25 protein-coding genes are annotated in these 26,964 nt (G+C 65.0%); 7 read left to right on the forward strand and 18 right to left on the reverse strand.

The genetic code is table 11. From position 1 onward, the window contains the following. Nucleotides 1–186 precede the first annotated feature (186 nt). Complete coding sequence (locus QQM37_RS09615; RefSeq protein WP_285726927.1) at nt 187–690, forward strand: FBP domain-containing protein; 504 nt, start codon at nt 187–189, stop codon at nt 688–690. A gap of 64 nt (nt 691–754) precedes the next feature. On the opposite strand, the gene QQM37_RS09620 is transcribed toward QQM37_RS09615, so the two are convergent. Continuing rightward, complete coding sequence (locus tag QQM37_RS09620; protein ID WP_285726929.1) at nt 755–1,306, reverse strand: acyl-CoA thioesterase; 552 nt, start codon at nt 1,304–1,306, stop codon at nt 755–757. A 64-nt stretch (nt 1,307–1,370) separates the two neighbouring features. Next, a complete protein-coding gene (locus tag QQM37_RS09625) occupies nt 1,371–2,693 on the reverse strand; it encodes an MFS transporter (protein ID WP_285726931.1) in 1,323 nt (440 codons plus the stop codon). Nucleotides 2,694–2,759: 66 nt separating this feature from the next. Here QQM37_RS09625 and QQM37_RS09630 point away from each other — a divergent pair, with 66 nt between their 5' ends. After that, on the forward strand, nt 2,760–3,566 hold the full coding sequence (locus tag QQM37_RS09630) for a hypothetical protein (RefSeq protein WP_285726932.1): 807 nt from the start codon (nt 2,760–2,762) through the stop codon (nt 3,564–3,566). Nucleotides 3,567–3,592: 26 nt separating this feature from the next. On the opposite strand, the gene QQM37_RS09635 is transcribed toward QQM37_RS09630, so the two are convergent. The 5 genes from QQM37_RS09635 to QQM37_RS09655 all read right to left on the reverse strand — a co-directional run bounded on the left by QQM37_RS09635 (nt 3,593) and on the right by QQM37_RS09655 (nt 9,926). Next, nucleotides 3,593–4,225: a TetR/AcrR family transcriptional regulator gene (locus tag QQM37_RS09635; protein WP_285726933.1), complete on the reverse strand. Its 633-nt coding sequence runs from the start codon at nt 4,223–4,225 to the stop codon at nt 3,593–3,595. 86 nt (nt 4,226–4,311) lie between these two features. Beyond that, nucleotides 4,312–6,387, reverse strand: a complete 2,076-nt coding sequence (locus QQM37_RS09640) for an MDR family MFS transporter (protein ID WP_420030153.1) — start codon at nt 6,385–6,387, stop codon at nt 4,312–4,314. A 148-nt stretch (nt 6,388–6,535) separates the two neighbouring features. Then, nucleotides 6,536–7,363, reverse strand: coding sequence for a class I SAM-dependent methyltransferase (locus QQM37_RS09645; protein WP_285726934.1), 828 nt, complete (start codon nt 7,361–7,363; stop codon nt 6,536–6,538). Between the two features lie 74 nt (nt 7,364–7,437). After that, nucleotides 7,438–8,523: a Gfo/Idh/MocA family protein gene (locus tag QQM37_RS09650; RefSeq protein ID WP_285726936.1), complete on the reverse strand. Its 1,086-nt coding sequence runs from the start codon at nt 8,521–8,523 to the stop codon at nt 7,438–7,440. A gap of 80 nt (nt 8,524–8,603) precedes the next feature. Further along, a complete protein-coding gene (locus QQM37_RS09655; RefSeq protein ID WP_285726938.1) occupies nt 8,604–9,926 on the reverse strand; it encodes a helix-turn-helix domain-containing protein in 1,323 nt (440 codons plus the stop codon). Nucleotides 9,927–10,118: 192 nt separating this feature from the next. Here QQM37_RS09655 and ald point away from each other — a divergent pair, with 192 nt between their 5' ends. After that, nucleotides 10,119–11,207 (forward strand): alanine dehydrogenase, encoded by a 1,089-nt coding sequence (gene ald / locus QQM37_RS09660; protein ID WP_285726940.1) that lies wholly within the window; start codon nt 10,119–10,121, stop codon nt 11,205–11,207. A gap of 12 nt (nt 11,208–11,219) precedes the next feature. On the opposite strand, the gene QQM37_RS09665 is transcribed toward ald, so the two are convergent. After that, nucleotides 11,220–11,879, reverse strand: coding sequence for a TetR/AcrR family transcriptional regulator (locus QQM37_RS09665; protein WP_285726943.1), 660 nt, complete (start codon nt 11,877–11,879; stop codon nt 11,220–11,222). 90 nt (nt 11,880–11,969) lie between these two features. Here QQM37_RS09665 and QQM37_RS09670 point away from each other — a divergent pair, with 90 nt between their 5' ends. Next, complete coding sequence (locus QQM37_RS09670) at nt 11,970–12,536, forward strand: NAD(P)H-dependent oxidoreductase (RefSeq protein WP_285726945.1); 567 nt, start codon at nt 11,970–11,972, stop codon at nt 12,534–12,536. A 122-nt stretch (nt 12,537–12,658) separates the two neighbouring features. Here QQM37_RS09670 and QQM37_RS09675 read toward each other — a convergent pair whose 3' ends face one another. From QQM37_RS09675 to QQM37_RS09695, 5 genes are all read right to left on the reverse strand, one after another. Further along, nucleotides 12,659–14,596, reverse strand: a complete 1,938-nt coding sequence (locus QQM37_RS09675; RefSeq protein WP_285726947.1) for a DUF2264 domain-containing protein — start codon at nt 14,594–14,596, stop codon at nt 12,659–12,661. A 100-nt stretch (nt 14,597–14,696) separates the two neighbouring features. Continuing rightward, complete coding sequence (locus tag QQM37_RS09680; protein ID WP_285726948.1) at nt 14,697–16,133, reverse strand: dihydrolipoamide acetyltransferase family protein; 1,437 nt, start codon at nt 16,131–16,133, stop codon at nt 14,697–14,699. A gap of 48 nt (nt 16,134–16,181) precedes the next feature. Beyond that, nucleotides 16,182–17,156: an alpha-ketoacid dehydrogenase subunit beta gene (locus QQM37_RS09685; protein WP_285726950.1), complete on the reverse strand. Its 975-nt coding sequence runs from the start codon at nt 17,154–17,156 to the stop codon at nt 16,182–16,184. Beyond that, entirely contained in the window at nt 17,153–18,319 is a 1,167-nt protein-coding gene (gene pdhA / locus QQM37_RS09690; protein WP_420030154.1) for a pyruvate dehydrogenase (acetyl-transferring) E1 component subunit alpha, read from the reverse strand. The genes QQM37_RS09685 and pdhA overlap by 4 nt, the downstream gene beginning before the upstream one ends. A gap of 130 nt (nt 18,320–18,449) precedes the next feature. After that, nucleotides 18,450–19,568 carry a histidinol-phosphate transaminase gene (locus tag QQM37_RS09695; protein ID WP_285726952.1) on the reverse strand — a complete coding sequence of 373 codons (1,119 nt, stop codon included), beginning with the start codon at nt 19,566–19,568 and terminating at the stop codon, nt 18,450–18,452. 58 nt (nt 19,569–19,626) lie between these two features. Between QQM37_RS09695 and QQM37_RS09700 the strand changes: the two genes are divergently transcribed. The 3 genes from QQM37_RS09700 (at nt 19,627) to purB (ending at nt 22,033) form a co-directional block, all read left to right on the forward strand. After that, nucleotides 19,627–20,055 (forward strand): phage holin family protein, encoded by a 429-nt coding sequence (locus tag QQM37_RS09700; RefSeq protein ID WP_285726954.1) that lies wholly within the window; start codon nt 19,627–19,629, stop codon nt 20,053–20,055. Nucleotides 20,056–20,153: 98 nt separating this feature from the next. Then, on the forward strand, nt 20,154–20,564 hold the full coding sequence (locus QQM37_RS09705; protein ID WP_285726956.1) for a hypothetical protein: 411 nt from the start codon (nt 20,154–20,156) through the stop codon (nt 20,562–20,564). 29 nt (nt 20,565–20,593) lie between these two features. Then, entirely contained in the window at nt 20,594–22,033 is a 1,440-nt protein-coding gene (gene purB / locus QQM37_RS09710; protein WP_285726958.1) for an adenylosuccinate lyase, read from the forward strand. Between the two features lie 18 nt (nt 22,034–22,051). Here purB and QQM37_RS09715 read toward each other — a convergent pair whose 3' ends face one another. The 5 genes from QQM37_RS09715 to QQM37_RS09735 form a co-directional block, all read right to left on the reverse strand. Further along, nucleotides 22,052–22,885, reverse strand: coding sequence for a hypothetical protein (locus QQM37_RS09715; RefSeq protein WP_285726960.1), 834 nt, complete (start codon nt 22,883–22,885; stop codon nt 22,052–22,054). 196 nt (nt 22,886–23,081) lie between these two features. Next, nucleotides 23,082–23,873, reverse strand: coding sequence for a COG4705 family protein (locus tag QQM37_RS09720; RefSeq protein WP_285726962.1), 792 nt, complete (start codon nt 23,871–23,873; stop codon nt 23,082–23,084). Nucleotides 23,874–23,913: 40 nt separating this feature from the next. Further along, entirely contained in the window at nt 23,914–24,285 is a 372-nt protein-coding gene (locus QQM37_RS09725; protein ID WP_285726964.1) for a hypothetical protein, read from the reverse strand. 72 nt (nt 24,286–24,357) lie between these two features. Continuing rightward, nucleotides 24,358–25,995 (reverse strand): hypothetical protein, encoded by a 1,638-nt coding sequence (locus QQM37_RS09730; RefSeq protein ID WP_285726966.1) that lies wholly within the window; start codon nt 25,993–25,995, stop codon nt 24,358–24,360. Beyond that, complete coding sequence (locus tag QQM37_RS09735; RefSeq protein WP_285726968.1) at nt 25,992–26,936, reverse strand: ESX secretion-associated protein EspG; 945 nt, start codon at nt 26,934–26,936, stop codon at nt 25,992–25,994. The genes QQM37_RS09730 and QQM37_RS09735 overlap by 4 nt, the downstream gene beginning before the upstream one ends. Nucleotides 26,937–26,964: the final 28 nt, after the last annotated feature.

Below are 26,964 nucleotides of genomic sequence, written 5' to 3' on the forward strand. Positions count from 1 at the left end.
TGCGACGGAACGCGCCCCAGGAAGTGAGTTGGCCACGTGGCCTTCATGGAACTCAAGGTCGCATCGGCGAATAGCTGACCTACCCGGTCGCCGATGCCCAGGGCCACCCCTCCGGGCGCTTTGAGCGCGCCCAGACCCGGCCCAGCTGCCCTGATTCCAGCACCTTCCGATGTTCAAGGACTTCCCATGCTTCCTCTGACCCAGGACCAGATCCGTTCCAGCTTCCTCAATGCGAGTCGCAGCGAGATCAAGGCCATCACCTTCCCGGCCGACTTTGCCCAGCTGCGCTGGGAGGAGCTCGATTACCTCGGCTGGCGGGACCCCAAAATGCCTCAGCGCGGGTACCTCGTGTTCCCGGCGGACGACGGCACGATCACCTCCGCCATCCTGCGCGCGCCCGAGGGCGGTAGCGGCAAGCTGCGTAAGGTGCTCTGCGATCTCTGCCGCGATGTGCGCTGCGAGGTGGAGGTGTACCTTTATGTCGCACGGCGCGCCGGGGCAGCAGGCCGGGCCGGAAACACTCTCGGCACGCTGATTTGCGCTGATTTCCAGTGCTCGGCAAATCTGCGGGTTCCCGTTCCGCAGAGCCAGCGGCGCGGTGACTGGGAACAGACCCGGGAGCACAATCTCGAGGGCCTCCGGCATCGAACCGCCCGGTTCATGGCCGCCATCCGCGGCAACGAGGGCTGAACGCTCTGAGATCCCGCCGAGAGGTGAGGTAATGCCCCTCAAAGCGCCGTTTAAGGGCGTGATCTCACCTCTCGGCGGGAGAGTACGGCGCGGGTTGACGCGCTCCGGGTAGGGCGGTGGAACTCCTCCACTGCCCTACCCAGTCGGGCACCTGATGACCCTCCGGGCTGTCCCCGATCAGGGCCGCCAGTTCCTCGTTGTCCACCGGCCGCCGGTTCGCCACGAACCTCATGGCCATATGCGCGCGGACGTAGATCTCGCCGTCAACCACAATGCACTGTTCAAAAATCATCGCTTTACCGTCAAAGCCCAGCAACCGGGTCTCCAGCGAGAATCTGGTCCACAGGGTGACCGATTTGCGGAAGGTGATGGTCTCCGCGCTCATCACCGGCATCCAGCCCCGGGCGCGCATCGGCTTCCAGATCCCGGCCCGGATCAGCAGGTCGATGCGCCCCAGATCCATCAGCGAAAAATACATGCCATTGTTGATGTGCCCTGCCACATCGATGTCGGTGAGCCAGGCGCGCATCCGCAACGTGGAGCGCTCCCACAGCCCCAGGGGCTCCTTGGTGGCAGAGAAGATCAGGTGGAAGAGGGTGCGCAACAACAGATGCATAGAGCCATGTTACTGACCAGTAGCCTCAGAAGGCTGTGAGTATTCCGGCCAGCTCAGCGAATGCTCAGCGCACGCTCTTGATCCGGAGCACGAACACCGCGCCCAGAATCCCGATCACCCCGGCCACCAGATACAGCGCCACATAGCTGCCCACCACGGTGACCAGGAAGGCCGCCATCACGCCGGAGAGCACCTGAGGCAGGGAGTTCGCCACATTGATCACGCCCAGGTCTTTACCCCGGCTGGCAGCTGTGGGCAGGACCTCGGTGAGCAACGCCAGGTCAACGGCCAGATAGACACCCTGCCCGATGCCGAGCAGTCCAGCCCCGAGCAGAGCACCGGACCAGGTGGGGAAAAAGGCCAGGGTCACGGCTGCGAGAGCAATAACCGCAGAGGAAACCATGACGAAGATCTTCCGCCGTCCCAGCCGGTCCGCCCACCAACCGCCGATGCCGGCCGTGACCAGGGTCAGCAGGCTGAAGATACCGGTCAGCACGAGCACCCCGAACTCCGGCTCGGTATACCCCACGCGGTCGCGCAGGAAGAAGAGCAGATAGACGATGCACAACTGGACGCCCAGCTGGACCAGGAACCGGGTCAGCCAGGCCCAGCCGAAATCCGGGTAGCGCCGTGGGTTGATCCAGAAGCCGCGCAGAAATCCCGCCATCGACCATGGCTCCCGGGGAAGCCCCTCGGTGGGCGCGTCCTGGCTCTGGAAGAGATAGAGCAGCACCCCAGCGATGAGTGCCACGGCACAGATCACGTAGCCCAGAGCGAAGTTCTTCCCGGCAACGGCCCCCATGGCGGCACCGCACAGAATCCCGATCACCGTGCCCATGGCGACGAACCCACCGATCGAACCGCGCTGGCGCACCGGCACCCGGTCCGGGATGGCGGCCGTCACGGAGGCCAGCATGCCGTTGCAGCCCAGCTGTACCAGACACCACAGGGCGGCCATGAGAGCCACGCTGGGAGCCACGGTCAGCCCCAGCAGCGCAAGTGAGCCCAGGATGGCGCCGATCACCACCCAGGGCACGCGTCGGCCGAAGCGGGACCGGGTGCGGTCAGAGAGGGCGCCGAACAGCGGATTGGCCACCAGCGACACCGCGGCACCACAGCCGGTCACCAGCGCCAGAATCGCCTCCTTATGCGCTTCATCGAAGGCGATGGCCTGATTGCCCAGCAGCACCTGGATCGGACCGAAGAAGGCGGCATTGATACCGACGTTAACCAGGACGACGGCGCTCACCCAGAGCGGACGGACACCCACGGTCGGCTCAGCCAGCGGGTCCGCCTCTACGGCAGGTCCTCCGAACGAGGGGGTGCCGTCCGAAGAGAGACCGTTCGCTGCGGCGCCAGCCTGCCGTGGAGTGTTCCGGTCGCTCATGAGGTGCCTCCCCGTCGTGGCTGGCGGTAATCTGGATTTACTCTACCTGCCCGCGGAAAGCGATCCATGACGAAGCCTGTGCTGCAATGCCCCCGCTCGCCCCGGGCCCGGGGCGCGTCATTTTCCGGTCGGCACACGGCAATTTCCGGGCGGGTGAAGAAGGCGACCGGCCAGGCCACCCCGGCGCTGGCCCTGCTGATCGTCGTGTTGCTGGCAGTCCTCACCGGCTGCAGCAGCACTTCCGGCGGTTCGGGGATCTGGGCACCGGCCGGATCGGGCGGCGGATCTGCGCCCACCGCAACGGCGGCCGGTTCGCAGCCCGGCAAGGATCGCACCGGGACCGACAACTCGCCGGCCACCCCGCGCAGCGATTTCAACCTTCCCACCTCGGTGGGACCGGCGTCCCTCGATTCCAAAGGGTTTCTGCACAAGCAGATCGGTCAGCTGGCTGGCGTGATCAGGGACAACGACCCGAACATCCGATTGGCCAGCTTTTCGGTGGCCGCCATCACGGCCAATTTTTCCTGCCCGGTGGACCCTGCCCTTAAACCGAAAAACGGCCACTTTGTGGCCGTTGAAATGTGGGTGGAGACCTACAGCCTGCTTTCCAGCTCGACGACTCCCTACTTTGGTGTGAGCCCCCGCGACTTTGACATCATCGCCCCGGATGGGGCGATCACCCCCGGTACGGCCTTGGACACCTGGCCGGCACATGCCTGCCTCGATGACGGCACGGGGCTCCCGGCAAGGATCGGCCCCTCGCAGAAGGAGCGCGGTCTGGTGATTCTGGATTCTCCCGTGGCCGCCGGTTCAGTGGTGCTCTCGCAGCAGGACACCAAGGGGTCGGGCTGGCTCTGGAACATTCCGGGCTGAGGCAGCCGCAGCCCTACGTCGCGCGGCTACTTCCCGGCAGCGATCTCGCCCAGCAGGGCCACCATGGCGCGCAATTCTTCGGCTGTGGGCCGGTCCTCAATCCCCGAGTCATTGCTGTCCGACTGCAGGAACAGCGCGGCGAAAACCAGTGAGGTCGCGGCACGGGCGCGCTCCGGCGTCGTCTTCTGCTCAGCCAGGCCGATCACTTCGCCCCGGAGCCCGGACATCCAGTGGTGCACCGCCGCCATCAATTCCGGCTCGGTGTGCATGAGCTTCTTCAGTTGTGGCACGCTGTCCGAACCACTGGAGAGACTGCCGATCAGCGAACACAATCCGTCGATGATCGACTCGCGGCTCTCCAGAAAATGCCGTATCCGCGACTCTGAGAGAGGCTTGTCGGGCAGGCCCAGGGAGGCGAGGGCCTTGGACGGGAAATAGTTGAAGAAGGTGCGTTCCGACACCCCGGCAAGTGCACAGATGTCCGCGATGGTGACCTGCGCCAGGCCGCGTTCCAGCACCAGGGTGCGGGCCGCCTGATGAATGGCCTGCCAGGTCTGCTGCTTCTTCCGCTCGCGTAGCGAATGAGACGGCGAGTGCGGCGATGCCGCCTCCTCCTCGGGAGAGGCTGCGTGGGCGTCTGTGGGGGGAACGCTGTTCATGGGATGCATCCTGTCCGGCCTGTCCGTTGCCGGAAGCCCCGCCCGTCAAGAGCAGAGCTTCCGGCAACGGAATCAGTCCTGGATCCTTAGACCTGAGCGGCTTCAGCTTCGGCTTCAGCCTCGGCGTTGCGGTTGGCCTGTTCCTGCAGCGCCGAGTTCTGACGCAGCGGAGGCACCCGGAAGAACCAGCTGAGCAGGAACGCCAGCGCAATCACCCCGAGGCCAACCCAGTAGATGCTCACGGCCGAGTTGTTGAACCCGGTCATGAACTGGCGGGTCAGCCGAGGATCTGCACCCTTGAGGTAGGAGGTGTCCGAGGTTGAGGCGCTGCTGTTGCCGCTGTCGCTCGACTTCTGCTCCTTGAGCTTCTGCACCATGGTGGGGACCAGCTTGTCCACCACAGCGGAGCGCTGTGCCGAGTTGGCGTAGTCGATGCTCAGCTTGCCGTTCACCACGGAGGCATTGGCCTGCTGGGACGCCGCCTCCAGGGCTTTCTGCTCGGCCGCCGGGGTCGCCGTTGCCACCTGCTGTGCGATCAGCCCTGGCGCCATCGACGCCGGCACCTCACCGGCTGCCACCTTGGCCTGAACTGCCGCCGTCACCTGCTGGGTCACGGCGGCATCGGCCGCCTTCTTCGCTGCCGCAGTGCCCTGATCAAGACCCGTCTGAATCTGGTCCTTGACCGGGTTCACAATCGGGTTCCAGAGCTGGTTCATCACGCCCTGATTGCCGGGTGCGGTGGCTACCGATGGCGTCAGCGCCGCGTCCAGCGAGGAGCGGAGATCACCCTCGTTCTGCATGGCCGTGGTGATGTTGGTCGGCATGACGGCGAACAGCACGGAGAGCAGCACCGCGGTACCCAGCGTTCCGCCGATCTGACGGAAGAAGGTGGAGGCGCTGGTGGCGACGCCCATGTCCTGCGGCTGCACCGCGTTCTGGGTAGCCAGGGTCAGGGTCTGCATCAGCTGGCCGAGGCCCAGACCGATCAGGAACATACCGATCATCAGGAACCAGAGCGGCTTGTCGATGGTCATGAAGGTCAGGACCAGGTAGCCGCAGGCGGTGGCGAAGGTTCCCGTGATCGGGAAGATCCGGTATTTCCCGGTCTTGGAAATGAGCTGCCCGGAGACGATCGAGGCGATCATCAGGCCCAGGATCATCGGCAGGGTGGCGAAACCGGACTCGGTAGGCGTCAGCCCTGTGACCAGTTGCAAGTACAGCGGCAGGGTCAGCATGGCACCGAACATTGCGAAGCCCACCAGGAAGCCCAGGATGGTGGCCATGGAGAAGGTTCCGGACTTGAACAGGCGCAGCGGAATGATCGCATCCTGCTTCATAAGCGTCTCGATGATCAGGAAGGCGACAAGGCCGATGGTGCCGATCACGTAGCAGGTGATGGAGGCGAAGGAGGTCCAGCCCCAGTCGCGGCCCTGCTCGGCCACCAGGAGCAGCGGAACCAGAGTGACGATGACCGCGGTGGCTCCACCCCAGTCAATGCGCACCTTCTTGTGCTCACTGACCTTGGGCAGGTGCAGGAAGGCGAGCACCATGACCAGTGCGGCGATGCCGATCGGAACGTTGATCAGGAAGACCCAGCGCCAGCCGGTGATCCAGAGGATCTGGTTGGCATCGGCGAAGAGGCCGCCGATCAGCGGGCCGACCACGGAGGAGACGGCGAAGACGGCCAGGAAGTAGCCCTGGTATTTGGCACGCTCACGGGGCGCCAGGATGTCTCCCATGATGGCCAACGGAATGGACATCAGCGCACCGGCACCAATGCCCTGAAAGCCACGGAAGGCGGCCAGCATGAGCATCGAGTCGGAAAAGGAGGAGAGCAACGAACCCAGGAGGAATACGCCGAGGCCAAAAATATAGAGCGGTCGGCGACCGAAGATATCGGAGAGCTTGCCGTAGATCGGCGTGGCGATCGTGGAGGTGATCAGATAGGCCGTGGTGACCCACGCCTGCTGATCCAGACCGTGCAGATCATCACCGATGGTGCGGATCGCGGTACCGACAACGGTCTGATCCAGGGAGGACAGGAACATGCCTGCCATGAGCGCGTAGATGACCAGCAGGATCTGCCGATGGGTCATCACCGCATTTCCGGGCCCGGTTTTACTGGCGTGTGCCAGCGGGGCGTTCTCAGTTTTTGTGGACATGTTGGCGACCAGGACTTTCAGGGAGTGGCTGGAGTTACTGTGGAGTCAAAACTCAACGACAATTTTGCAGACCGTGCAACATTACACACTCTGCAACAATTTGCGCAAGTGGCTCCGGGCAACCACCTTTCCGCTGCTCGCGTCGCCGTCAGGCGGTCGCCGTCACTACCAGCGCACTCATACCGGCCCGGATCGGATCGGGGCCGAATCGATCACTCAGAAACTCAGCCACCGCCTCACTGACGTCCGCAGCGCTGCCCCGCCTCGCCGCTTCCACATGATTGAACGTGGGCGTTCCCTGAACATGGGCAATGGCGGCATCCCGGGCACTACTGGGTCGGGTGAGATGCGCCACGGTCCGGATCTGCACCTCGTGGAAGCCTGCGGCATCGAGCTCCTCGCGAATTCGCCGCGGGTCATCGTAGGCAAAGGGCACGCGATGGACGAACCCCGCCGCCTCCTCAAAGCCCAGTTCCATCAGCGCATCGGAGATGGCCTCCGGCAGCGGATTCCGGGGCAGCCGGTCCCAGACCGAGAGCACCATCCGCCCGCCCGGAGCCAGCACGCGATGCGCCTCACGGTATGCACCGATCCGGTCCGGGAAAAACATCGCTCCGAAGGCCGTGACCACCACATCAAAGGAGGCGTCGGGGAAGGGCAGGCTCTGCGCATCGGCCTGTTCCCAGATCACGGCATCGGATGCCGTGCCCGATGCCGCTGCGGCGCCGATCATGCCCGGGTTGAGATCGGTGGCGGTCAGCCGGGCCGCCGGAAGGACCTGCGCCATGGCCCTGGTAACAACGCCGGTGCCGGCGGCGGTCTCCAGGATGCGCGCAGGGAAGGTCATTGCTGCGTCCCGGGCTACGTCTTCCGCGTAGTCCTCAAAGAGCAATGGCACCAGAAGGCGAGCGTAGATATCCGGAAGTGTTCCGGTGAAGGCGCTGTCTGCATTGTCGGCACTGACTGAGCTGGCCATGGTCAATTCTCCCACCGATGCCCGCGGGAAAGAAGGGTTGACGACGCCCGTGCGCGGGCTGAATCACGGGCCGGTCAGCGGCCGTTGATCCGCAGAACGTCCTCCACGATCCGCAGGCATTCCACGGCCTCCATCGGATCCACCGGCGTGGGTGCCCCGAGCCGGATGGACTCGCTCATCAGGCGATAGAAAGCCGGATAGTCTCCGCGCAGCGTCGGCACCGTCAGCAGATCCTCGCCGCGCCCCAGGGTCCCCCAGTTGTCCGCCGGATCCACCCCGTAGCGGGAATCCCCGGGCAGAATGCCGTTCTGAATCTGCTCCTCCTGCAGATCGCCGAAGTGTTTGACGTAGGCGGCTTTGGAGCCAAGCACCCGCATCCGGGAGGTCTTCTGGGCCACCGTCGCACTGGCACTCAGGTGAGAGCGGACGCCATTGCTGTGCAGCAGCGCCACAAAGACGTCGTCATCGCTGGGTTCATTGAAACGCCGCGCATCGAGCTCCCCGTAGACCTGTTCGACTGGGCCGAACAGGTGCAGCGCCTGGTCAATCAGATGCGTCCCCAGATCGAACAGCAGGCCGTTACCCGCCCGATTCTCCGTCTTCCAGGCCTTACTGATACTGGGAGCCCAGCGCTCCATGCGGGATTCAAAGCGGTAGACCTCGCCCAGTTCACCCGCCTCGATCAGACTGCGGGCGGTCTGGATCTCGCCATCCCAACGCCGGTTCTGATAGACCGCCAGCGGTCGGTGCACGCGCGCAGCATGCTCGGCCAGTTCCAGCGCCTGCGCACTGGAGGTCGCGAAGGGTTTGTCCACCACGACGGCCAGGCCGGCATCGAGCGCCTGGTGAGCGAAGGGCGCGTGGGTTGCGGGAGGGCTGGCCAGCACCACGAGATCGAGCTCCGACCAGGCCAACTGGTCCAGGGAATCGACGATGGCGGCCCGCGGGTAGCGGCTTGCGGCCGCTGCGGACCGCTCGGGATTCGCGGTGACAATCGCGTCGAGCTGGAAGGTGGGGTCGGCATCGAGCGCTGGAGCGTGGAAAACGCTACCCGCCAGGCCATAGCCGACCACCGCGGTGCGGATAGGACCTCCGCTGAACCAATGCGGCTCCAGGACGGTGTGCTCCGTTGTGCGCTCCGGGGCTGGTTCAGGGACCATACTCCGAGTCTAGTCCGCCGTCCCTCCCAGGGACCTGACCCCGGCCTTGCTTCTGACTCGATCTCCTGGGCCTACAGAGTTCAGAGGCGGGGACGGCGGGACCAACGCTCGGCCTTCAGCGCCGCATGCAGTTCCAGCCGGGCGGCACCGCGCAGTGGGTCGGTGCCAATGATCCGCCGCACCCGAGCCACCCGGTTATAGATGGTGCTCCGGTGCACGTGCAGGGCATCGGCCACCTGCTGAACCGCCGCATCGCTGTCGTAGAGCATCTCCAGCATCGGGAGCAGGTCATGGCCGGAGTCCTCATCCCGGACTCGGCGGTAGTAGACGGACTCCACCCGGTCCGGAACGCGCGATGCCGCCCGCTCACCAACGCGGCCAGGCGCACCACGGCCAGTCGGACCACGACCAGGCGCGCCAGATCCGGCAAACAGCTGGTAGATGCCTGCATCGCGGCATTCCACCAGCTCACCGAACCCCGCATCCACAGCGCCAGCCTGAGCGGCAACCTGGGCCTGGTGATACGCCACCGGCAGTGCAGACAGCCTGGACACCGGCTCGCTCAATCCCAGCACCACCCGACCCGCCGGGCGACCCAACCGCTTGCCCAGTTCCAGCTGATAGTGCACCAAGACCCCCGCGTGGGCGGCACGGGCCTGCGAATCCCGGAACAGAAACACCGAATGACTCGGCGTCCCGGCGGTGAAGACGACGGCGTCCACGCCCACCGTGGATTGCAGCGCGGCGCTGCGGTGCGTCAACACAGCCGCCACCGGATCCTCGGTCTGTGCCACCCCCACCTCCACGGCACAGACTACCTGCCAGGATCCGGCCTTCGAGGAACCTGAGGCAGGGGGCTGAAAGGCCGGCCAGGCCGCCAACTCAGCCTGGGCGGCGGGCTCCCCGGCACAGGCGGCCAGAAATTGTTGCTCCCGCGCGCGGCGATGCTCAGACTCTGCCGTATGCGAATCGAGCAGGACGGCGGCCAGCAGGTCCAGCTGGTCGCGCACTGCGGGCAGCTGGCCCAGAATCGCCGTCGCACTGGACTGCATGCCTTCCCTGTGGACATCCTCCGATCCGCTTTCCTCCAGCTGAATCCAGAGGTATCCCACCCGGTAGCCACGCACCATCAGCGGAACACAGATCCTGCCCAGCATGCCGAGCGCCTCATTGGCGGGCACCACCACAGGGCGTACCGCGACGGCAACCCCATGAGCCAACTGCCACCTGCTCACATCGGCAGGGACTCGCTTGCTGAGCAGGAAGTTCACCCGCACCCGGTCGGCATGAGTCTGGTTGGAGCTGTAGGCGAGCAGCACGCCGTCCACATCCTCCAGGGACAGGCCGCGCCCCAGCCGTGCCGCCACGTCCTCCACCAGCTGTTCGACGTCCTGAGACTCCATCTCGACAGGATACGACAATTGCTCAGTGCATAATCGACAAATGTCGAGCCGCCCGGAGAAACCACCCCGCAACGGCGCGGATTTCCGCCGCCCCGCTCTGGAGCCGGACTGTGAGCTGGCTCATCCGGCCACAGACCGGTTCTACGCTGATGGCAGACACCTGGAACCACCACGAGCCACCTGGAGAGCCTGATGATCATCGGAGTGCCGAAAGAGATCAAGAACAACGAGTTCCGCGTCGCCATTACGGCCTCCGGCGTACATGAACTGAGCAGTCAAGGTCATACGGTCATCGTGGAGGCCGGTGCCGGAATCGGCTCCTCGATCAGCGACGCCGAATACGCGGCGGCGGGTGCCGAGCTCACCTCGGTGGAGGACGTCTGGGCCCGGGCTGAGATGATCATGAAGGTCAAGGAGCCCATCGCCTCCGAATACGGCTACTTCCGCCCCGGTCTGGTGCTTTTCACCTACCTGCATCTGGCCGCCGAGCCGGAACTGACCGCAGCCCTCGTCGCCTCGGGCGCGACCGCCATCGCCTATGAAACCGTGCAGGAGGGCCGGGTTCTGCCACTGCTGGCCCCGATGTCCGAGGTCGCCGGACGACTGTCCGTCCAGGTCGGCGCACAGTGCCTGACCTCACCAGCCGGCGGCCCGGGGGTTCTGCTCGGCGGCGTCCCCGGCGTGCGACCGGCCAAAGTGGTGGTGCTCGGCGCGGGCGTCGCGGGCTCCAATGCCGCAGCCCTGGCCGTGGGTGCCGGGGCGGATGTGAGCATCCTGGATATCAACATCGCCAGGCTCCGCGAACTGGATGCCCACTATGCGGGCCGCCTGACCACGATCGCCTCCAACACCCTGGAGATCGAGAAGTCTCTGCTGGAGGCAGACCTGGTGATCGGTTCGGTGCTGATCCCCGGAGCCAAGGCCCCCAAACTAGTGACCAATGCCCTGGTGGCCCGGATGAAACCTGGCTCCGTGCTGGTCGACATCGCGGTGGATCAGGGCGGCTGCTTCGAGGACACCCATCCCACCACGCACCAGGATCCCACCTTCCGGGTACACAACTCGCTGTTCTACTGCGTGGCCAATATGCCGGGAGCCGTGCCGCACACCTCCACCTACGCGCTGACCAATGTCACGCTCCGTTATGCCAGCCAGCTGGCAGGCGGTGTGGAGCAGGCGCTGCTCGCCTCGCCCGCTCTGGCTGCCGGTCTCAACGTCCAGGGTGGCCGGATCATGAATGCCTCGGTCGCGGCAGCGAACCCTCACCTTCCGGCCGCCTGAGTAGCTGCGCGGCTAGGTGCTGCGCAACTGGGCGCTCACGGCATCGACCAGGAAGACCCAGGCTCCATACTGCCCTTCCCTGCTCAGCCCCAGCCCTTCCCGCTGGTAGACCAGAAAGTCCGGCTGCAGCGCCTGGAACAGCGTCAGGGCCAGAATCTGAGGGTCGATGCCGGCACTCACCGGGCGGGCGGCACCTGGAGGGTGCGGCCCGGGCACCATCTGGCGCAGTAGCATGCTCAGATGCAGCCGGTACAGCATGGAACTCGGGCCACTCCAGCGCCGTTCCGAGCTCTCCTGCGCTGCGCGAAGCAAGTTCTCGAAATTTTCGGAACGGTTGATGACCGCCTGCCCGTAGGCCAGCAGACGCTCTCTGGGCGGAGCGCCCGGCCCCAGCGGGGGCGGCCCGGAGATGAGAGCGGCCTGAAACTGCTCGTCTTCATAACTCAGTAGCGCCTCAAACAGCCCGGCTCGGTTGCCGAACCGACGGAAGATCGTGCCCTTGCCCACGCAGGCGCGTCCGGCAAGTTCGTCCATGGTCAGGGCCTCGATGCCGTGCTCGGCAATCAGCGTCGAGGCGGTCGCCAGGAGTTTGCGTCGGTTGCGTGCGGCATCCTCCCGCTCAACCGTCTGATTTTCCGGCTCGGGAGGGCCGGAATTCAGGGAAATCTGCATTTTTTCCTCAGGCCGGGAATAGTAAACGGACTACGGTCCGTTTACTCGATGGAACGCCCGTTCGGGCGATGACTATTTGAGGAGAATCCTATGTCCAACACCACCATCATTGCGCTCGTGGGCAGCCTCCGGGCCGGCTCCACCAACCGCCAGCTGGCTGAGGCCGCCGTAACAGTCGCCCCGGAGAACGTCGATCTGACGATCTTTGAGGGTCTGGAGAACATTCCCTTCTACAACGAGGACCTGGATGTGCCCGGGCAGGTCCCTGCGGCCGCCGAACGACTGCGCAACGCCGTCGCCGCTGCAGACGCAGCCCTGCTGGTCACCCCGGAATACAACGGCACCATTCCCGCGGTGCTGAAGAACGCCATCGACTGGCTCTCCCGCCCGCACGGCCAGGGCGCCCTGACCGGCAAGCCCGCGGCCGTGGTGGGCACCGCCTACGGCCAGTTCGGCGGCGTCTGGGCTCAGGATGAGACCCGCAAGGCACTCGGCGTCGCCGGCGCCCAGGTTCTGGAGAACGCCAAGCTGTCCATCCCGGGCTCGCTGGTGCGTTTCGCTGCGGTCAACCCCAAGGACGATGCCGAAGTGGTCGCCGGGCTGACGGCCGTTCTGGACACCGTGGTACAGGGCGTCGCGGAGAAGGCTGCCGCCTGACCAGGGTCACCAACTGAGCAGGATCACCAACGGTGGCCCCGGAGATGTCCCGGGGCCACCGCCATGTCTGAACTCCATCCACCTTCCAGGCGCGATGTGCAGATGCGATTCCAGGCGGGAAATCAGGATGCCAGCAGCTCAGCTTCCAGCATCGTCCCGTCGCCGAGGGTGACGCTCAGCCACACCCGGTCCCCGTGGTCCACACAGCGGACCTCCCCCGGTGCGGTGCGCGGTGCGGCTCCGCCGAGGTACACCAGAGAGGCAAAGACTGTCCGCCGGCCGGTGAAGTGCCCCTCCACCAGAGGAACCGCACTGTGCATGGCCAACGGCGACACCCCGACGGCGTGACTCACCGCCACGCTCTCATAACCCCAAAGCCGCCAGATCACCGAATGCAGGGAGCTCACCGAATGCAGGGAGCCCGTCGATACGCTGGCCGATTCCGCACGCTCCTCGATCCGGATCGACTCCGGCTGATGGTCCGCCAGCGGGTAGCCGCCCTCGCGAACCAGGACTGCCATTCCTTCCCCAGGGACCTCCGGCCCGGAGTACTCGACCAGGTGTAAACGCACCTCGTAACCGCCGGTCGTGGCGGTGACGGTGGAGATCCGCCACGGGGATTCCTCCGGATCCTGCATCCCCCAGACCGGCCGGTAGTAGCTGGCCAGCGAACCCGCCCGGGCTGGAAGACGGTGAATCCTCAACCGCCGGGACGCTGTTCCGTACTCATCCAGCACCGCCACATGGTTATCCAGCGGCCCCGCCGGGTGGTACAGCGGTGCCGTGTGGCTCGAATACGCCAGTCGACTGTAGGCCGGATCGTCGTTGAGTGCCGGTCCGTAATATTTGTCGCTGCCGTGGTTGAGCACCCTCGCCACGCCATCGTCGGCGGTGGAGGCGAGGAGAAAATTGGGCCCGGTGGCAATCCGCCTCCGGTCCGCACGCTCCACCGGCATCGGCTCTTCCACCGCAGTCCACACGGGGTGTTCGGTGGGAAGCAGGAGTCCCACAAAAGCCTTGCTCGACCAGAAAGGTGAGGCCGGTCCGGAGTAGTCCTGGGTCATCGGCTGAAATTCGTGAAACCAGCCCATGGTCGGCAGGCCCGTCCGGTAGGCACCATGGTCAACAAAGAATCGGGCTGCGCCACTGGCAATCCGCCGGATCTGGCCGGGCCGCAGGCCCGAGTCCGCAGGGGCGTCCTCCGCATCGAGACCCAGGAGAGCTGCCGCGAAGAAGGGCGCCACGGCGGCGTAGCGGTAGATCAGGGAGCGCCCCTGGTACACCGGGGAGCCGGATGAGCCGAAAAACCCGGCATGATCGGGCAGGAACTCCGCCAGGCGGGCACCGAACACCGGCCTCAACCGGGCCACCCGCTCTGGGTCACGAGCCTCGGCCATTCTGAGCCACAGAACAGGGTAGAGGTGCATGGCCCAGGCGCAGTAATAGTCGAAGTAGTCGCCATCGCCATCGCGATACCACCCGCCACCGACGTACCAGTCCTCCAGCCGCCGGAAGCCGTGCTGCAGATGTTCCGGGTTGTAGTCATACCCCACGCCCGCCAGGAACTCGGCCACAACCACCTGGAAAAGCACCCAGTTATTGTCATTGGCCGGACCGTCGTTGGAGCCGAAAAGCCAGCGGGCCACCGCGGCCTGCTCTGCTTCGGAAAGCGTCTCCCAGAGCCATTCCTTGGTCAGGTAAAGCCCGATCGCGATCGAGGCCGCTTCCACCTGGGGCTGGCTGCGCGGCGTCATCGGCGGCCACCCTCCCCTCACCCCGGCCACCAACCCGCGACGGTAGGACTCCAGATAGCCGTGTGGATCGGAACCCCGCTCCCCCGCAACGCGGAAGGAGGCCAGTAGGAAGGTCCGGGCAAAGCCCTCCAGGCCATCCGACCAGTACCCGGAGCGTGCCGTGCGTCCGGGAAGATTGATCAGCGCGTGATCCTCCATGGCATAGGGGCGCACCGCCAGGAGCTGGGCGTCGGCGAAAACCAGCCAGTGCTGGCGCGTCCAGCCGGTCAGTGGACTGAGGGACAGATCAGGGTCGGGGAGCTGCACACAGAGCCTTTCACGCAGACGCAGTTAAAATCCCGTCCACGCTACGTGCAACTCTTCACGACCGGCAATGATCTGAACATATCTGCTCATTCCAGTCTGCTCATTCCAGGAGCAGCGCCGGCTCCTCGAGGATCGAGGCGACATCGCCAATGAAGCGGGCGGACAGATCGCCGTCCACCACCCGGTGATCGAAGGAACCGCCCACCGTGGTGACCCACCGCGGCCGCACCTCACCGTCCACCACCCACGGCTTCTGCTTGATGGTGCCGAAGGCCATAATGGCAACCTCGCCGGGATTGATGATCGGTGTGCCCGCGTCCAGACCCAGCGCCCCGATATTGGTGATCGTGATGCTGCCGCCCTGCTGCTGCGCGGGGGACGTCTTCCCGGCGCGCGCTGTGCTGGAGAGCTCACCGATCGCCACCGCCAGCTCGCGCAGGCTCAGCGTATGTGCGTCCTTGATATTGGGCACGATCAGCCCGCGCGGTGTGGCGGCCGCGATGCCCAGGTTCACAAAATGCTTGATCAAGATCTCTTCATCGGTCCAAGTGGCATTGACCTGCGGGTTCCGCAGCGCGGCCCAGATCACCGCTTTGGCCACAATGAGCAGTGGCGAGACCTTGATGCCCTCATAGTCCCGGCTGCCCTTGAGTTTGGCCACGAACTCCATGGTCCGGGTGGCGTCCACATCAACAAAGATCGAGGCGTGCGGGGCGGAGAAGGCGCTGGCCACCATGGCCTGTGCCGTGACTTTCCGGACCCCCTTGACCGGAACCCGCTCCACCGAGCCGTCAAAAGTGGCCTCGACGAGCCCACCGTGGCGGCGCGGATTGGCGGCCGGATTCGGGATGAACGTGTGCGCGTTGCGGTGGAACTCCTCCAGATCGCGGCGGGTCACCTGCCCCTGGCCGCCAGTGGCCGGCACCTGCGCCAGATCGATGCCCAGATCCTTGGCAGCCTTGCGGACCGGCGGCGTGGACAGCGCACGGTTGGCACCGACCGCAGGAATCGTTGAGTTGAGCGTGCCCGCGGACGGCACGGCTGCTGGCGGGACACCAGCGGAGTCAGTGCGACGCGCACGACGGCGCACCGGATCAGCCTTGGGCCCGGAACCCACCAGCGCCTCGGTGGCAGCGTCCTCATGGGCGCTGGCGGGCAAATGGATATCGGGCGAGGGCGTGCCGGTCGGCAGCATGGTGCGCCGGTTCTCGCTCGATACCAGGGCAGGATCAACCGATGCCTCACCCGAACTGAGGATCTGACCGTCCGAGCCCACCGGAGACGCAGCAGCCTGGGTCTCAGCCGCCGAGCCGATCGTGATGATGGGCGTGCCGACATCGACCGTTTCCCCCTCCGCTACCAGTAGCGCCGTCACGGTACCGGCATAGGGCGAGGGCAGCTCAACCAGGGATTTGGCGGTTTCGATCTCCACCAGTACCTCGTTGACCGCAACCTCCTGACCCACCGAGACTTTCCAGGACACGATCTCTGCCTCGGTGAGGCCTTCACCGACGTCGGGCAGTTTGAAGCTGTTCATCTGCTCGGGTTCCTCCTTGAGAGAACTGGCCTGATTCAACAGGTCTGTTCAGTAGGCCATGGCGCGGTCAAGCGCTTCCAGAATACGGTCCAGATCAGGCAGGTAATGCTCTTCCACGCGGGATACCGGATAGGGCAGATGGAAGCCACCCACCCGGATCACCGGCGCCTGCAGGGCATAAAACGCACGCTCACTGATCCGCGCGGCGATTTCCCCGCCCAGGCCGCCGAAGGTCGGCGCCTCATGGGTCACCAGAAGGCGCCCGGTCTTACGCACCGAGGCCTCGATCGTGTCGAAATCCACCGGGGAGAGGCTGCGGGCGTCGATCACCTCGACGCTGACGCCGTCCTGCGCGGCGGCATCGGCCGCGGCCAGCGCCACCGGAACCAGCGGTCCGTAAGCGACCACCGTGGCGTCCCGGCCCTCGCGGAGCACCTGCGCCTCAAAAGCACTGCGAAGCGGCTGCTCACGATCCACCTCGCCCTTGAGCCAGTAGCGTCGCTTGGGCTCAAAGATGATCACCGGATCGGGGCAGGCGACGGCCTCCTGGATCATCCAGTAGGCGTCATGAGCGTTCGATGGCGTGATGATCCGCAGGCCAGCCGTGTGGGCAAAGAGGGCCTCCGGGGATTCGGAGTGGTGCTCGATTGAGCCGATGCCGCCACCGTAGGGAATCCGGATGACCACGCCGGTGCTCAGCCGGCCCTCACTCCGGGCATGGATTTTGGCCAGCTGCGTGGTGATCTGGTTGAAGCCGGGGAAGACGAAGCCGTCGAACTGGATTTCGCAGACCGGCTTGTAGCCGCGCAGGGCCAGGCCGATCGCGGTACCCACGATGCCAGACTCGGCGAGCGGGGTATCGATGACGCGGTCCGCGCCAAACTCGGCCTTGAGCCCTTCGGTGACACGGTAGACGCCGCCGAGGGAGCCGATGTCCTCGCCCATGAGCAGCGATTTCGGCTCCGTGCTCAGCACCTGGCGCAGGCCTTCATTGATCGCTTTCGCGATGGTCAGCGTGCTCATCGGGCCCCTCCGCTCACGGCCGCAGTAGCCTCAGCACCGGCGTCGCTCGCCGCGTCATCGTCCGCGAATCCGGCCTCGTAGCTTTCCAGGAAGGCCAGTTCCTCGGCGACCAGCGGGTGCGCTTGCGCGTAGACATGGGCAAAGCTGGTGCGAAGATCCGGCGCATCCTCGATATGCACCACCTGGCGGACCAGAGCGGCCATCTCTGCGGCTTCGGCATCGACCGCGTCGAAGAATGCCTGATCGGCAAGACCTTCGTTGTCGAGAAGTGTTTTCAGCCGGGTCATCGGGTCCCGGCTCTGCCAGAGCGCTTCTTCATCGCTGCCCCGGTATTTGGTGGGGTCATCGGCCGTGGTGTGCGCGCCGAGGCGGTAGGTGACCGCCTCGATCAGGGCCGGGCCCTCGCCGCGGCGGGCACGATCCTGCGCCCAACGGGTCACCGCGTAGACGGCCAGCACGTCGTTGCCATCCACCCGCAGGCCGGGGAATCCGTAGCCCGCCGCGCGCGTGGCCAGCGGTACCTTGGACTGGACTTCGAAGGGCACCGAGATAGCCCACTGGTTGTTCTGGCAGAAGAAGACGACGGGGGCATTGAAGGAGGCGGCAAAAACCATGGATTCATGGACGTCGCCTTCGGAGCTGGCACCGTCACCGAAGAACGCCATCACCGTCTCTGCTGTGGCGGGATCCTCCGGTACGGTTCCCTGATCACGCGCCACACCCATCGCGTAGCCCACCGCGTGCAGCGTCTGGGCCGCGAGGACCAGCGTGTAGAGGTGGAAGCGGCTGACGCTCGGGTCCCAGCCGCCGTGTGAGACGCCGCGGAACTGACGCAGAAGTTCCTCCGGGGTCACGCCCCGGGCCAGCGCGATGGCGTGCTCCCGGTAGGTCGGGAAGAAGTAATCCTGGGGCCGGGAGGCATGAACAGCACCCACCTGGGCCGCCTCCTGCCCGCGCACCGGGACCCAGAGGGCGAGTTCACCCTGACGCTGAAGTGCCGTGGACTCCTGGTCAAAGCGCCGGACGACGGCCATATCGCGGTAGAACTGCCGCAACTTCTCGCCATCGAGTTCCGCCGCATACGCTGCGAACTCTTCGGGGACGCCACTGCGCCGCACGCCATCGGCGTCGAGCAGTTGAATCAGAGTGTCCTGTGGCTCCACGCGTACTCCTTCAATCCCTCGTCACGGTCGATATATTCCGCCAACGGAATGCATTCCTGCTGCGGCATATTTCCTTGGGCCGAGTTCTACTGTAGCCCGATTCCACCGATATTTCGGGCTCTATGACCGCTCAGAGCGCCGGAACGGGCCGCTGAGCCTCCGGCCACTGGGCGCAGATCTCCAACAGACGGCTGTTCCCCTCGACTTCCCCGATGCTGATCCGCACCCCCTCCTGCCCGAAAGCGCGGACGGAGAGTCCCCGGGATTCGGCCAGAGCGGCGAACTCCGGGGAATGAACACCGAGCGCCAGCCAGAGGAAGTTCCCCTGGCTCTCCGGAATCCACCAACCCGAGCTGCGCAGAGACGCCAGTACCCGCTCCCGTTCGCTGACCAGGCCCTGCACCCGCTCCACGATCTGATCATGGCGGTGCAACGACTCGATCGCAGCATACTGGGCCACCGTGGAGGCGGCGAAGGGCACGGCCGCAACCCGCAAGTACTGCGTCAATTCCGGATGCGACACCGAATAGCCCACCCTCAGGCCGGCCAATCCATACGCCTTGGAGAAGGTACGCAGCACCACCACATTCGGGTGGGTACGGTACAGGCCCAGCCCCTGGACGGCATCGGACTCGGTCACAAACTCGACGTAGGCCTCATCGATCACCACCACCACATCGTTGGGCACCTTCGCCAGAAAGGCCTCCACCTCCGCCGTGCGCAGCACCGGTCCGGTCGGGTTATTGGGGGTGCAGAGCACGATGACGCGCGTCTGCTCGGTGACGGCAGCCGCCATCGCGTCCAGATCGTGGCGGGCCTGATCGTCCAGCGGCACCATGACGCTCTTCGCTCCGGCCAGGCCGACAGAAATCGGATACGCCTCGAAGGAACGCCAGGCGAAGATCACTTCATCCGGCTGGCCGCCATCGTTGGCTCCGGCAAAGGCAGCCAGGATCTGGTTGAAGGCGCCCAGACTCCCTCCGCCCACCACTACGTCCTCTGCGGGAACGCCCAGAAAATCGCTCAGCGCTTCTCGGAGCGGCGCGGCCGTCGCCTCGGGATAACGGTTCAGCTCCGGGTGGCTGGCGATGGCAGCCAGAACCTCCGGCAGCGGCGAGAGCGGGTTTTCATTGGAGGACAGCTTGAAACTGGTCAACCCGGCAACAGCGACGGGAGGCTTGCCGGCAGCGTAGCGGGGCAATCGCCCCAGAGCGCTGCGGCCGGAAACTTCAGCGGATTCGGTACTCACTCCGTCACTCTATCCGGTGGGTCTTTCTCCATTGGATAGACCATGACACCATGGAGCCATGGGGAAGTTCCTGGTACGACTGGTGATCAGCGCGCTGGCGTTGTGGATCACCAGCTGGATTCTGCCCGGCGTCAAGGTTTATGCGGAGAACGCGCTGCCTGCGGAACGTGGCAGCGCCACGCTGACCACGGTGCTCGCGTTCCTGTTCATCGGGCTGATTTTCGGGGTCGTCAACGCCCTGGTGAAGCCGATCGTCTCGCTGGTGTCGCTGCCCGCAACGTTTCTGACGCTGGGCCTGTTCACGGTGGTAATCAATGCGGGAATGCTCTGGTTGACCGCCTGGCTGAGCAGCTTCACCCCGGTGCACTTCACCATCGACGCGTTTTTCTGGACGGCCATTTTCGCCGCCATCATCATCAGTGTGCTGTCGATGATCGGCAATGCCGTGACCGGGATCAACCGGAAGGAAGAATCATCGCAGAACTGAGCGAAGCCCGTGCCAAACGTGGGCTGATCCGTAGCGCCCGTCTGCTCGAACTGGGGCAGGAATCGGTCCCGGCGTTCCTGGCGCAACTTGACCTGGCGATGACCGAGGCCAGGTTTGAGCTGAAGGACCCTGAGGCGCGATTTGGCAGTGCCCACGCCCCACTAGCCTCCGGGGTTCAGCGCTTCTACCGGCGCGGCTCCGCAGTGGGCTCTGCCTTGGAACTCGCCGGCGGCATGAGCTACTTCCTGCGCAGGATTGGGCCCTGGACCGTGACCGGGGGCGTCGTAGTGGTCGCGGAACAGCTGGGAAACGGCCAGGTGCGTCTGACGCTCTCACTGGTATTCGGTGAATCCAGCGCCCCCGATTTCGCCCGGGCCATTGATGCCGCGGTGGCTGCCTGGCAGCGCCAGGGTGGGGCGGTGCGTGATGCCGGGTGGATTCGCGCCGTCGATGTTCCGCAGGAGAGTCCGGCACACCCGACGACCGCGCGAAGCCTGGGCTTCGTCTGAGCGGCACTCGATGCGGAATAATGGGGAACATGCCTGAATCCAGCCTTGCCTCCGGGCGACTTCTCTCTGGCCGCAAGGCCCTCGCCGCTGCCGAAGAGCCCCTCGCCCTCGGCCCCCTTGATGGGCGCTACCGGGCGGCTGTGGCCCCGCTGCTGGACTTCGTCTCCGAAGCTGCGCTCAATCGCGATCGGGTCGCCGTCGAGATTGAGTGGCTGATCCATCTCACCGACCAGGCAGTCCTTCCCGGCACCGAGCCTCTCAGCGAGGAGCAGAAGAGCGCGTTGCGAGCCATCGTGACGGATTTTGATGCCGAATCCGTGGCGGAACTGGCGCAGATCGAGAAGACCACCGTGCACGACGTGAAGGCCGTCGAGTACTTCATCGGGCGCCGACTCGGCGGCATCGGCCTCGAGCGCCTCAAGCCGCTGGTGCACTTCTCCTTCACCAGCGAGGACGTCAACAACCTCTCCTACGCACTCGGCGTGAAGGGAGCGGTGGAGCAGGTCTGGCTTCCGGCAGCCCGCCAGCTGAGTGGGGTGCTGCACACCATGGCCATTGAGAACCGCGATGTCGCCATGCTGGCCCGCACGCATGGGCAGCCGGCCACGCCCACCACCCTGGGCAAGGAGCTGGCCGTCCTGGCCCATCGGTTGGACCGCCAGCTGACACGTATTACCCGTGCGGAATATTTGGGCAAGCTCAACGGCGCCACCGGCACCTATGCCGCGCATTATGCCGCGGCTCCTACGGTGGACTGGCAGGAGGTCTCGCGCAGCTTCGTTGAGGGACTGAGGCTGAGCTGGAACCCGTTGACCACGCAGATTGAAAGCCACGACTGGCAGGCCGAGCTGTACGCGGACATCGCGCGCTTCAACCGGATTCTGCACAATCTGTGCACCGATATCTGGAGCTACATCTCGATCGGTTACTTTGCGCAGATTCCGGTGGCCGGCGCCACGGGGTCCTCGACCATGCCGCATAAGGTCAACCCGATCCGCTTTGAGAATGCCGAGGCGAACCTCGAAATCTCCTCTGCTCTGCTGGATACGCTGGCGGCGACTCTGGTCACCAGCCGGTGGCAGCGAGACCTGACTGATTCCTCCAGCCAGCGCAATATCGGCGTCGCCCTGGGCCACTCGGTGCTGGCCATCAACAATGTGATTGGTGGTCTGGGACGCCTGGACACCGCACATGCCGTGATTGCTGAAGATCTGGAGCACAACTGGGAAGTGCTGGGCGAGGCGATTCAGACCGTGATGCGGGCCGAGGCCATCGCCGGAACCCCCGGGATGGATGACCCGTACGAGCGACTCAAGGATCTGACCCGCGGACAGCGAGTGGACGCAGAACGGATGCGCGAATTCGTTGGAGGCCTGGGGCTATCCACCGAGGCACAGGCCCGACTGGAGGTCCTCACCCCGGCCAGCTACACCGGCATCGCGAGTCAGTTGGTGGACCGGCTGGGCTAGAACTTCCTAGCCGAGTGATCAGATAACGCCCTTCTCAGGCGTGTTGAGGGGCGTGATCTCACCACTCGGTGCGAGGGGTGAGGAGCGCCTGCTCCGGTTCACTGGTAGCGAGCGAATCCAGGGCTGCAAACGCACGTAGTGGCGTGGAGCACGCTCGGCCCAGTCGATGTTGGAACTGCTGAGGATGGGCACATCAACCCGAAGTCGAATCTCTCCCCGCTCATCCAACCCCTCACCGATTCCAAAGAATCGCCAATTCTCATCTTTAAGGCTGTCCCAGACACGCTGAAGTTGCGGTCGGGTGTAGGCGCTGTGCCTGATCACCAATGAATGGGGAGCATGTCTCCGCAACTCTGCTTCGGCCCGCTTCGGGTCTGAGGTAAGAATATATGAGCAGGCCGTTGGTGCGCCTTGGCGAGTTCTGACAGGAATGGTCAAGAACCACAGAGTAGTGCCGGTCAACGAAAGGCGCTCTCTCGCGTGATCGAATTCCACCAAAAGTTCCGGTTTCGATTCCGTCCAGCCTTCCTCAGGCTCATATGGACGAATGATCGTCATTCCAGGTGAAGAGATCCCTGCTGGCTTCTGGGCGGCGCTGACGCGCTGCACAAGAATGGTGGTTCCAGTCCAGATGCCCTCCACATGAATGCCATCACTCTGTCGGAACATATCCAGAACGCCGTTTGCATCGGCAAGGTCACAAGCAGGTAGATTTCCGTTGATCTCGGGAGCATCCGGTGCGAATGATCGCACGGCCAAGGTGGGCGATACTCCTCGTAAATCCAGCAACCCACTTGCCTGAACACGTTCGCCGACTCCAAGGGCTCTAGCCTGCAAGCCAACCTGCTTCATGCATCATCCGCCCGTCGACGCACTTTAGCTTTAGTCGGCTGCGCATTCCTGGCATCCAAGCGGGGTGGTCGCGGCCGCCCCATCTTTGCGAAGGATGCCGGAAGTCGTCATCCTGCACCCGTACGGATCAATAAAGTCCAACAACAGCGTCCATTTTCCAGCTTCAGTTCCTGGCTGGCAATACCAGTCGTCGACATCAGCCCAGATGCTGACCTCGAAGCGAGGAGTGCCTACTCTGGCGAAGGGACAGCAGGCCTACGGCGACCACGATCAGCGTGGTCAGACCCACCGTTACCGGACCGGCGCCCCAGTTGAGGCCGCCGCGACCTTCCGGAACCGCCATCCAGTCGGCCAGGCTGGCACCGAGCGGCCGCGTCACGATGTATGCGAACCAGAAGGCGGCGACGGCGTTCAGCCTGAACTTCCAGAAGGCCAGGGCGGGGATCGCGATGACGACGGCGAATATGAGCCCTGATCCGAGATGCCCCAGGTTCAACGTCATCGCCGTCAGATCTCCCGCCGCCGTGCCGAGTGCGAAGGTGGTCACGACGACCATCCAGTAAAAGATCTCGCGGCGGCGCGTGACGATGCTGTGGATGGAGAGGGTTCCTTCGCTGCGGCGCCAGAGGAGGAACACTGCCGCCAGCACCACCAGAAACCCGAGAGTGGAGGCCGTGTAGGGAACACCCAGCCCGACATGAAGCACATCAGCACACATGGTGCCGAACACACTGACCATGACAACGGTGGCCCAGTAGATCCATGGGATGTACCGGCGGACCGCGAGTTGCAGCACCAGCGCCAGCACGAAGCCCGCGGCACCCAATGCGACGGCCAGCTCCGGTATCAGCTGGTGTGTCAAGTAATCGCTGGCCGTCTCCCCCATTCCCGTGGTGAGCACCTTGATGACCCAGAACGCCGCAGTGACTTCCGGTACTTTCGAAGCCCCGGTCAGGAGCCGACGGGTGGGATTTTCGGTCAGAACCATGCTTGGGATTCTCGCAGGCATCCCTGTGCAGTTCCCGTGGTCACCGGGCTGCGGCCTGCCGACGACGCCGTTCCCAGGCTGTGGCGTGCAGCGCGAGAGCCACGACGGCGGTGGCTACTCCGCTGGGCACCAGTAGAAAAGCGTACGGGACCAGGTAGCTGTACCAGGGTCGTTCCAGCGAGTAGATCGGCTGGCCATTGACGGTGAAGGAACTGGCGTAGGTTGGAGTCGAGCCGTTCACCATACCCACGATGGCGAGCAGCACCTGAAGAACCGCGAAGGCCCAGAGCGCGATCAGCCAGGGGTTGAAGGTCGGCCCGCGGTACGTCTGCTGCTCAGCCGCCAGCTCCGGGACCGCCTCGCCGCGGTCATCCACCTCAACGATCTGCACCTCGTCATACTGACTGGTCATGCGGCCCAGTGTAACCGTCGACTGTGCCAACCGTTTGGCGAACGAAAACGGCGAGTGGGGAACCCGCAGTCCTCAGGAGGTCTTCTTGCTGATCGGCACATCGACGGCCTGGGTTCTACTCGGATCTCCCTGCAGGAACTTCTGGAAACTCGGATCCAGACCCGCAAGCTGGCCTTGGTTCTCCACCTGCCGGACCGACTGGTTGTAGTTGGATCCGTTGTGCTGGCCGGGGACATCGAGATAGCCCACGGACTGCGGGTTCGGCAGATCGACCAGCTGCACGTTGGACGGCGTCACAGCGGGCGGGGCGTTGTACGTGACCCCATTCAGGTCCACCAATGGCACCACATCCCGCGGATGCTGAAAGGCCACCACCTGCACGCCGGGTGCCGGATGATCGTTATCCACCGGGCTGCCATAGGTCACCACATTGGTCAGCCGGTAGCCCGGCAGTGCTGTGGGATCGGAGGCAATATTCATTGCGGACATACCGCCTTGCGAATGGCCCGCCAGCAGAATTTCCGACCCGGCCGGCACGTTGGCCTTGATCGCGTCGATCACGCCCTGCGTCATCGTGGATCTCTGCCCGGCCGCCGTCGCCAGATTGCTGCTGAGGTCAAACACGCTGCCCTCCGCCGTCGGGGACCAGTTCTGCGTCCCGGGGATGCTGACCACATAGCGGTTCACGCCGTCCTCACCCTGCACCGTGGTAATCCGGATACCGCCCTGCGGCAGCTCTGGCGAGCCAGTGGCTCTGTATTCACTGGTGGTCATGGCGACCAGGTCAGCCATGGACGATGGCGTCTGCAGCCCTGGGGTGCCGACCGTACCGTCCGGCCGGATCTGGTCGTTGACAGCGACCGGCACCGCATCTCCGACGACCGCTGTGCCCCGGGCACCCAGCTTAAGGTCAAGGTGGCCGAGGCTGGCCGTCACCCCGGCCAGGCCTAGCCCGGAGGTGAGAGCCAGCAGTTTGGCGGCCTCGAGCTCCCCTGAGGGTACGGGCAAACCCACGGCAATCATCCCGTAGAGGCGCGCGAGATTCCCTGCGTCTCCGGCGAAGTGTCCAGCCCCTTCCACCACATTTCCTGTGGCCTTCAGAGGATTGAGCTCAATCTTGGAGGCCAGCCACGGCACGGGCCAGGGCAGGTCCTTGCTGATCAGCTTGAGGCCGTCGCGCACCTGGTGATCAGCCCCCCGGGCAGACCGCCAGAGATCACCCCAGAAATCTGCGCCAGGATTCCCCTGCACCGGCCCGAACGGGTTGCGCAACCCCCAGGGATCCGCGGGTAGCGGCTGGGGATGCTGGCCGAATCCCGGCATCCCGACAAGACCCCCGAGCGACGGACCGGGCGAAGGAACCTTGTGGAACGGACCCACTCCCAGCCCGGTTCCTGGCCCGCCTGCCAACCCACCGCCTGCTGGGCCGCCCTTCGAGCCCTCCACGGCGCTGGCGGCATCCTGCTCGGTAGCCTGTTCGCGCAGGATGGTCGCGTACTTATCCAGATCCTGGGCGACGTTCTGCAGCAACTGCCGGTAGGAGCCGCTCCACAGGGTGCGAATGCGCGTGGCATCCGGGCCCTGCCAACGGCTGCGGCTGAAGGTGGCGCTGAGCAGCACCTCGGTGCCGCGGAAGTCCTGGGCGCATCGGCTGAAATCCTGCGCCAGATCCCGCACGGCCGCAGGTTCCATCCCCAAAAACTCGCTCATGACCACTCACCCGCTACCGCCATAGCCGCCGGATGCGGTGCGGCATGGGCGCGGTCGGCCGTCAGAAACGCTTCCGCCTCAGCTACCGCACCCTCCAGCCAGCGGGCACAGTGTCCCGTCGCCACCCAGACCACCGCCGGTTCCAGAGTGCCCGACGGCCCCGTCCGGTCCTCGAAGCTGAACAACTGCCCGGCACCGATCGACCACCTCCCCAGCCGACTCAGACCTACGGCATCGGGCGTCGAGCCAGGCGAGACCGTGCTCACAGACAGTGTCAGGCTGGGGCTTGCGTCGTCGATGGCGGAGCGAAGCCCGGAGGGCAGATCAAGGCTGCGCAATGCCTGGCCTGGGGTTTCGCCGGGATGGGTGTGCAGGTGCTCCACCAGTTCCGGGCCCCACGGGGTGAGGAACTGCGGTTCGCCCGTACCGCCCGGGTATTCGTCCGCCGGTGCGAGCAGGCTGGGTAACGGAGGCAGAAGCGCCTGCATCACCGTCCACAGCTCCGCCGCCGGGAAGAGCGCCAGCCGGACGGTGGCACCGAAGCCCCGGCCGCCATCGGGCTCCAGAACCGACTGCTGGAAGCAGGCGACGCCCCGGTTCCGGTCCAGAGCCCAATACACCTGGCCACGGATTGCACCGAAACCGACCGTCGCCAGTCCGGTCACGGGAGAGGTGGCCAACATGGCAATCACCGAGGCCCACTCCGGGGCAAGCTGCTGCCCTGTAGCCAGGCCCGCAGCTTCGAGGTGCTGCCAGGCCTGTTCCCGGGCTGTGCTGTCAGAGTGGCCGATGACGGCCCGGGACCGGGCGCACAGCTCACTCAACGATGCGGGCGCTGTGGCGGAGCCGGGTGCCTGGCTGCCCAGCGGAGTGCTTTCCGCGAGGATGGCCCAGGCGGTTTCCTGGAATTCCAGCCAGGCGATGGACGGTGTGGTATTCATCTGATCTCCTCGAACAACTGTGGATAAC

It is taken from the genome of Psychromicrobium xiongbiense, from assembly GCF_030271165.1.
GTDB classification, from domain to species: domain Bacteria; phylum Actinomycetota; class Actinomycetes; order Actinomycetales; family Micrococcaceae; genus Renibacterium; species Renibacterium xiongbiense.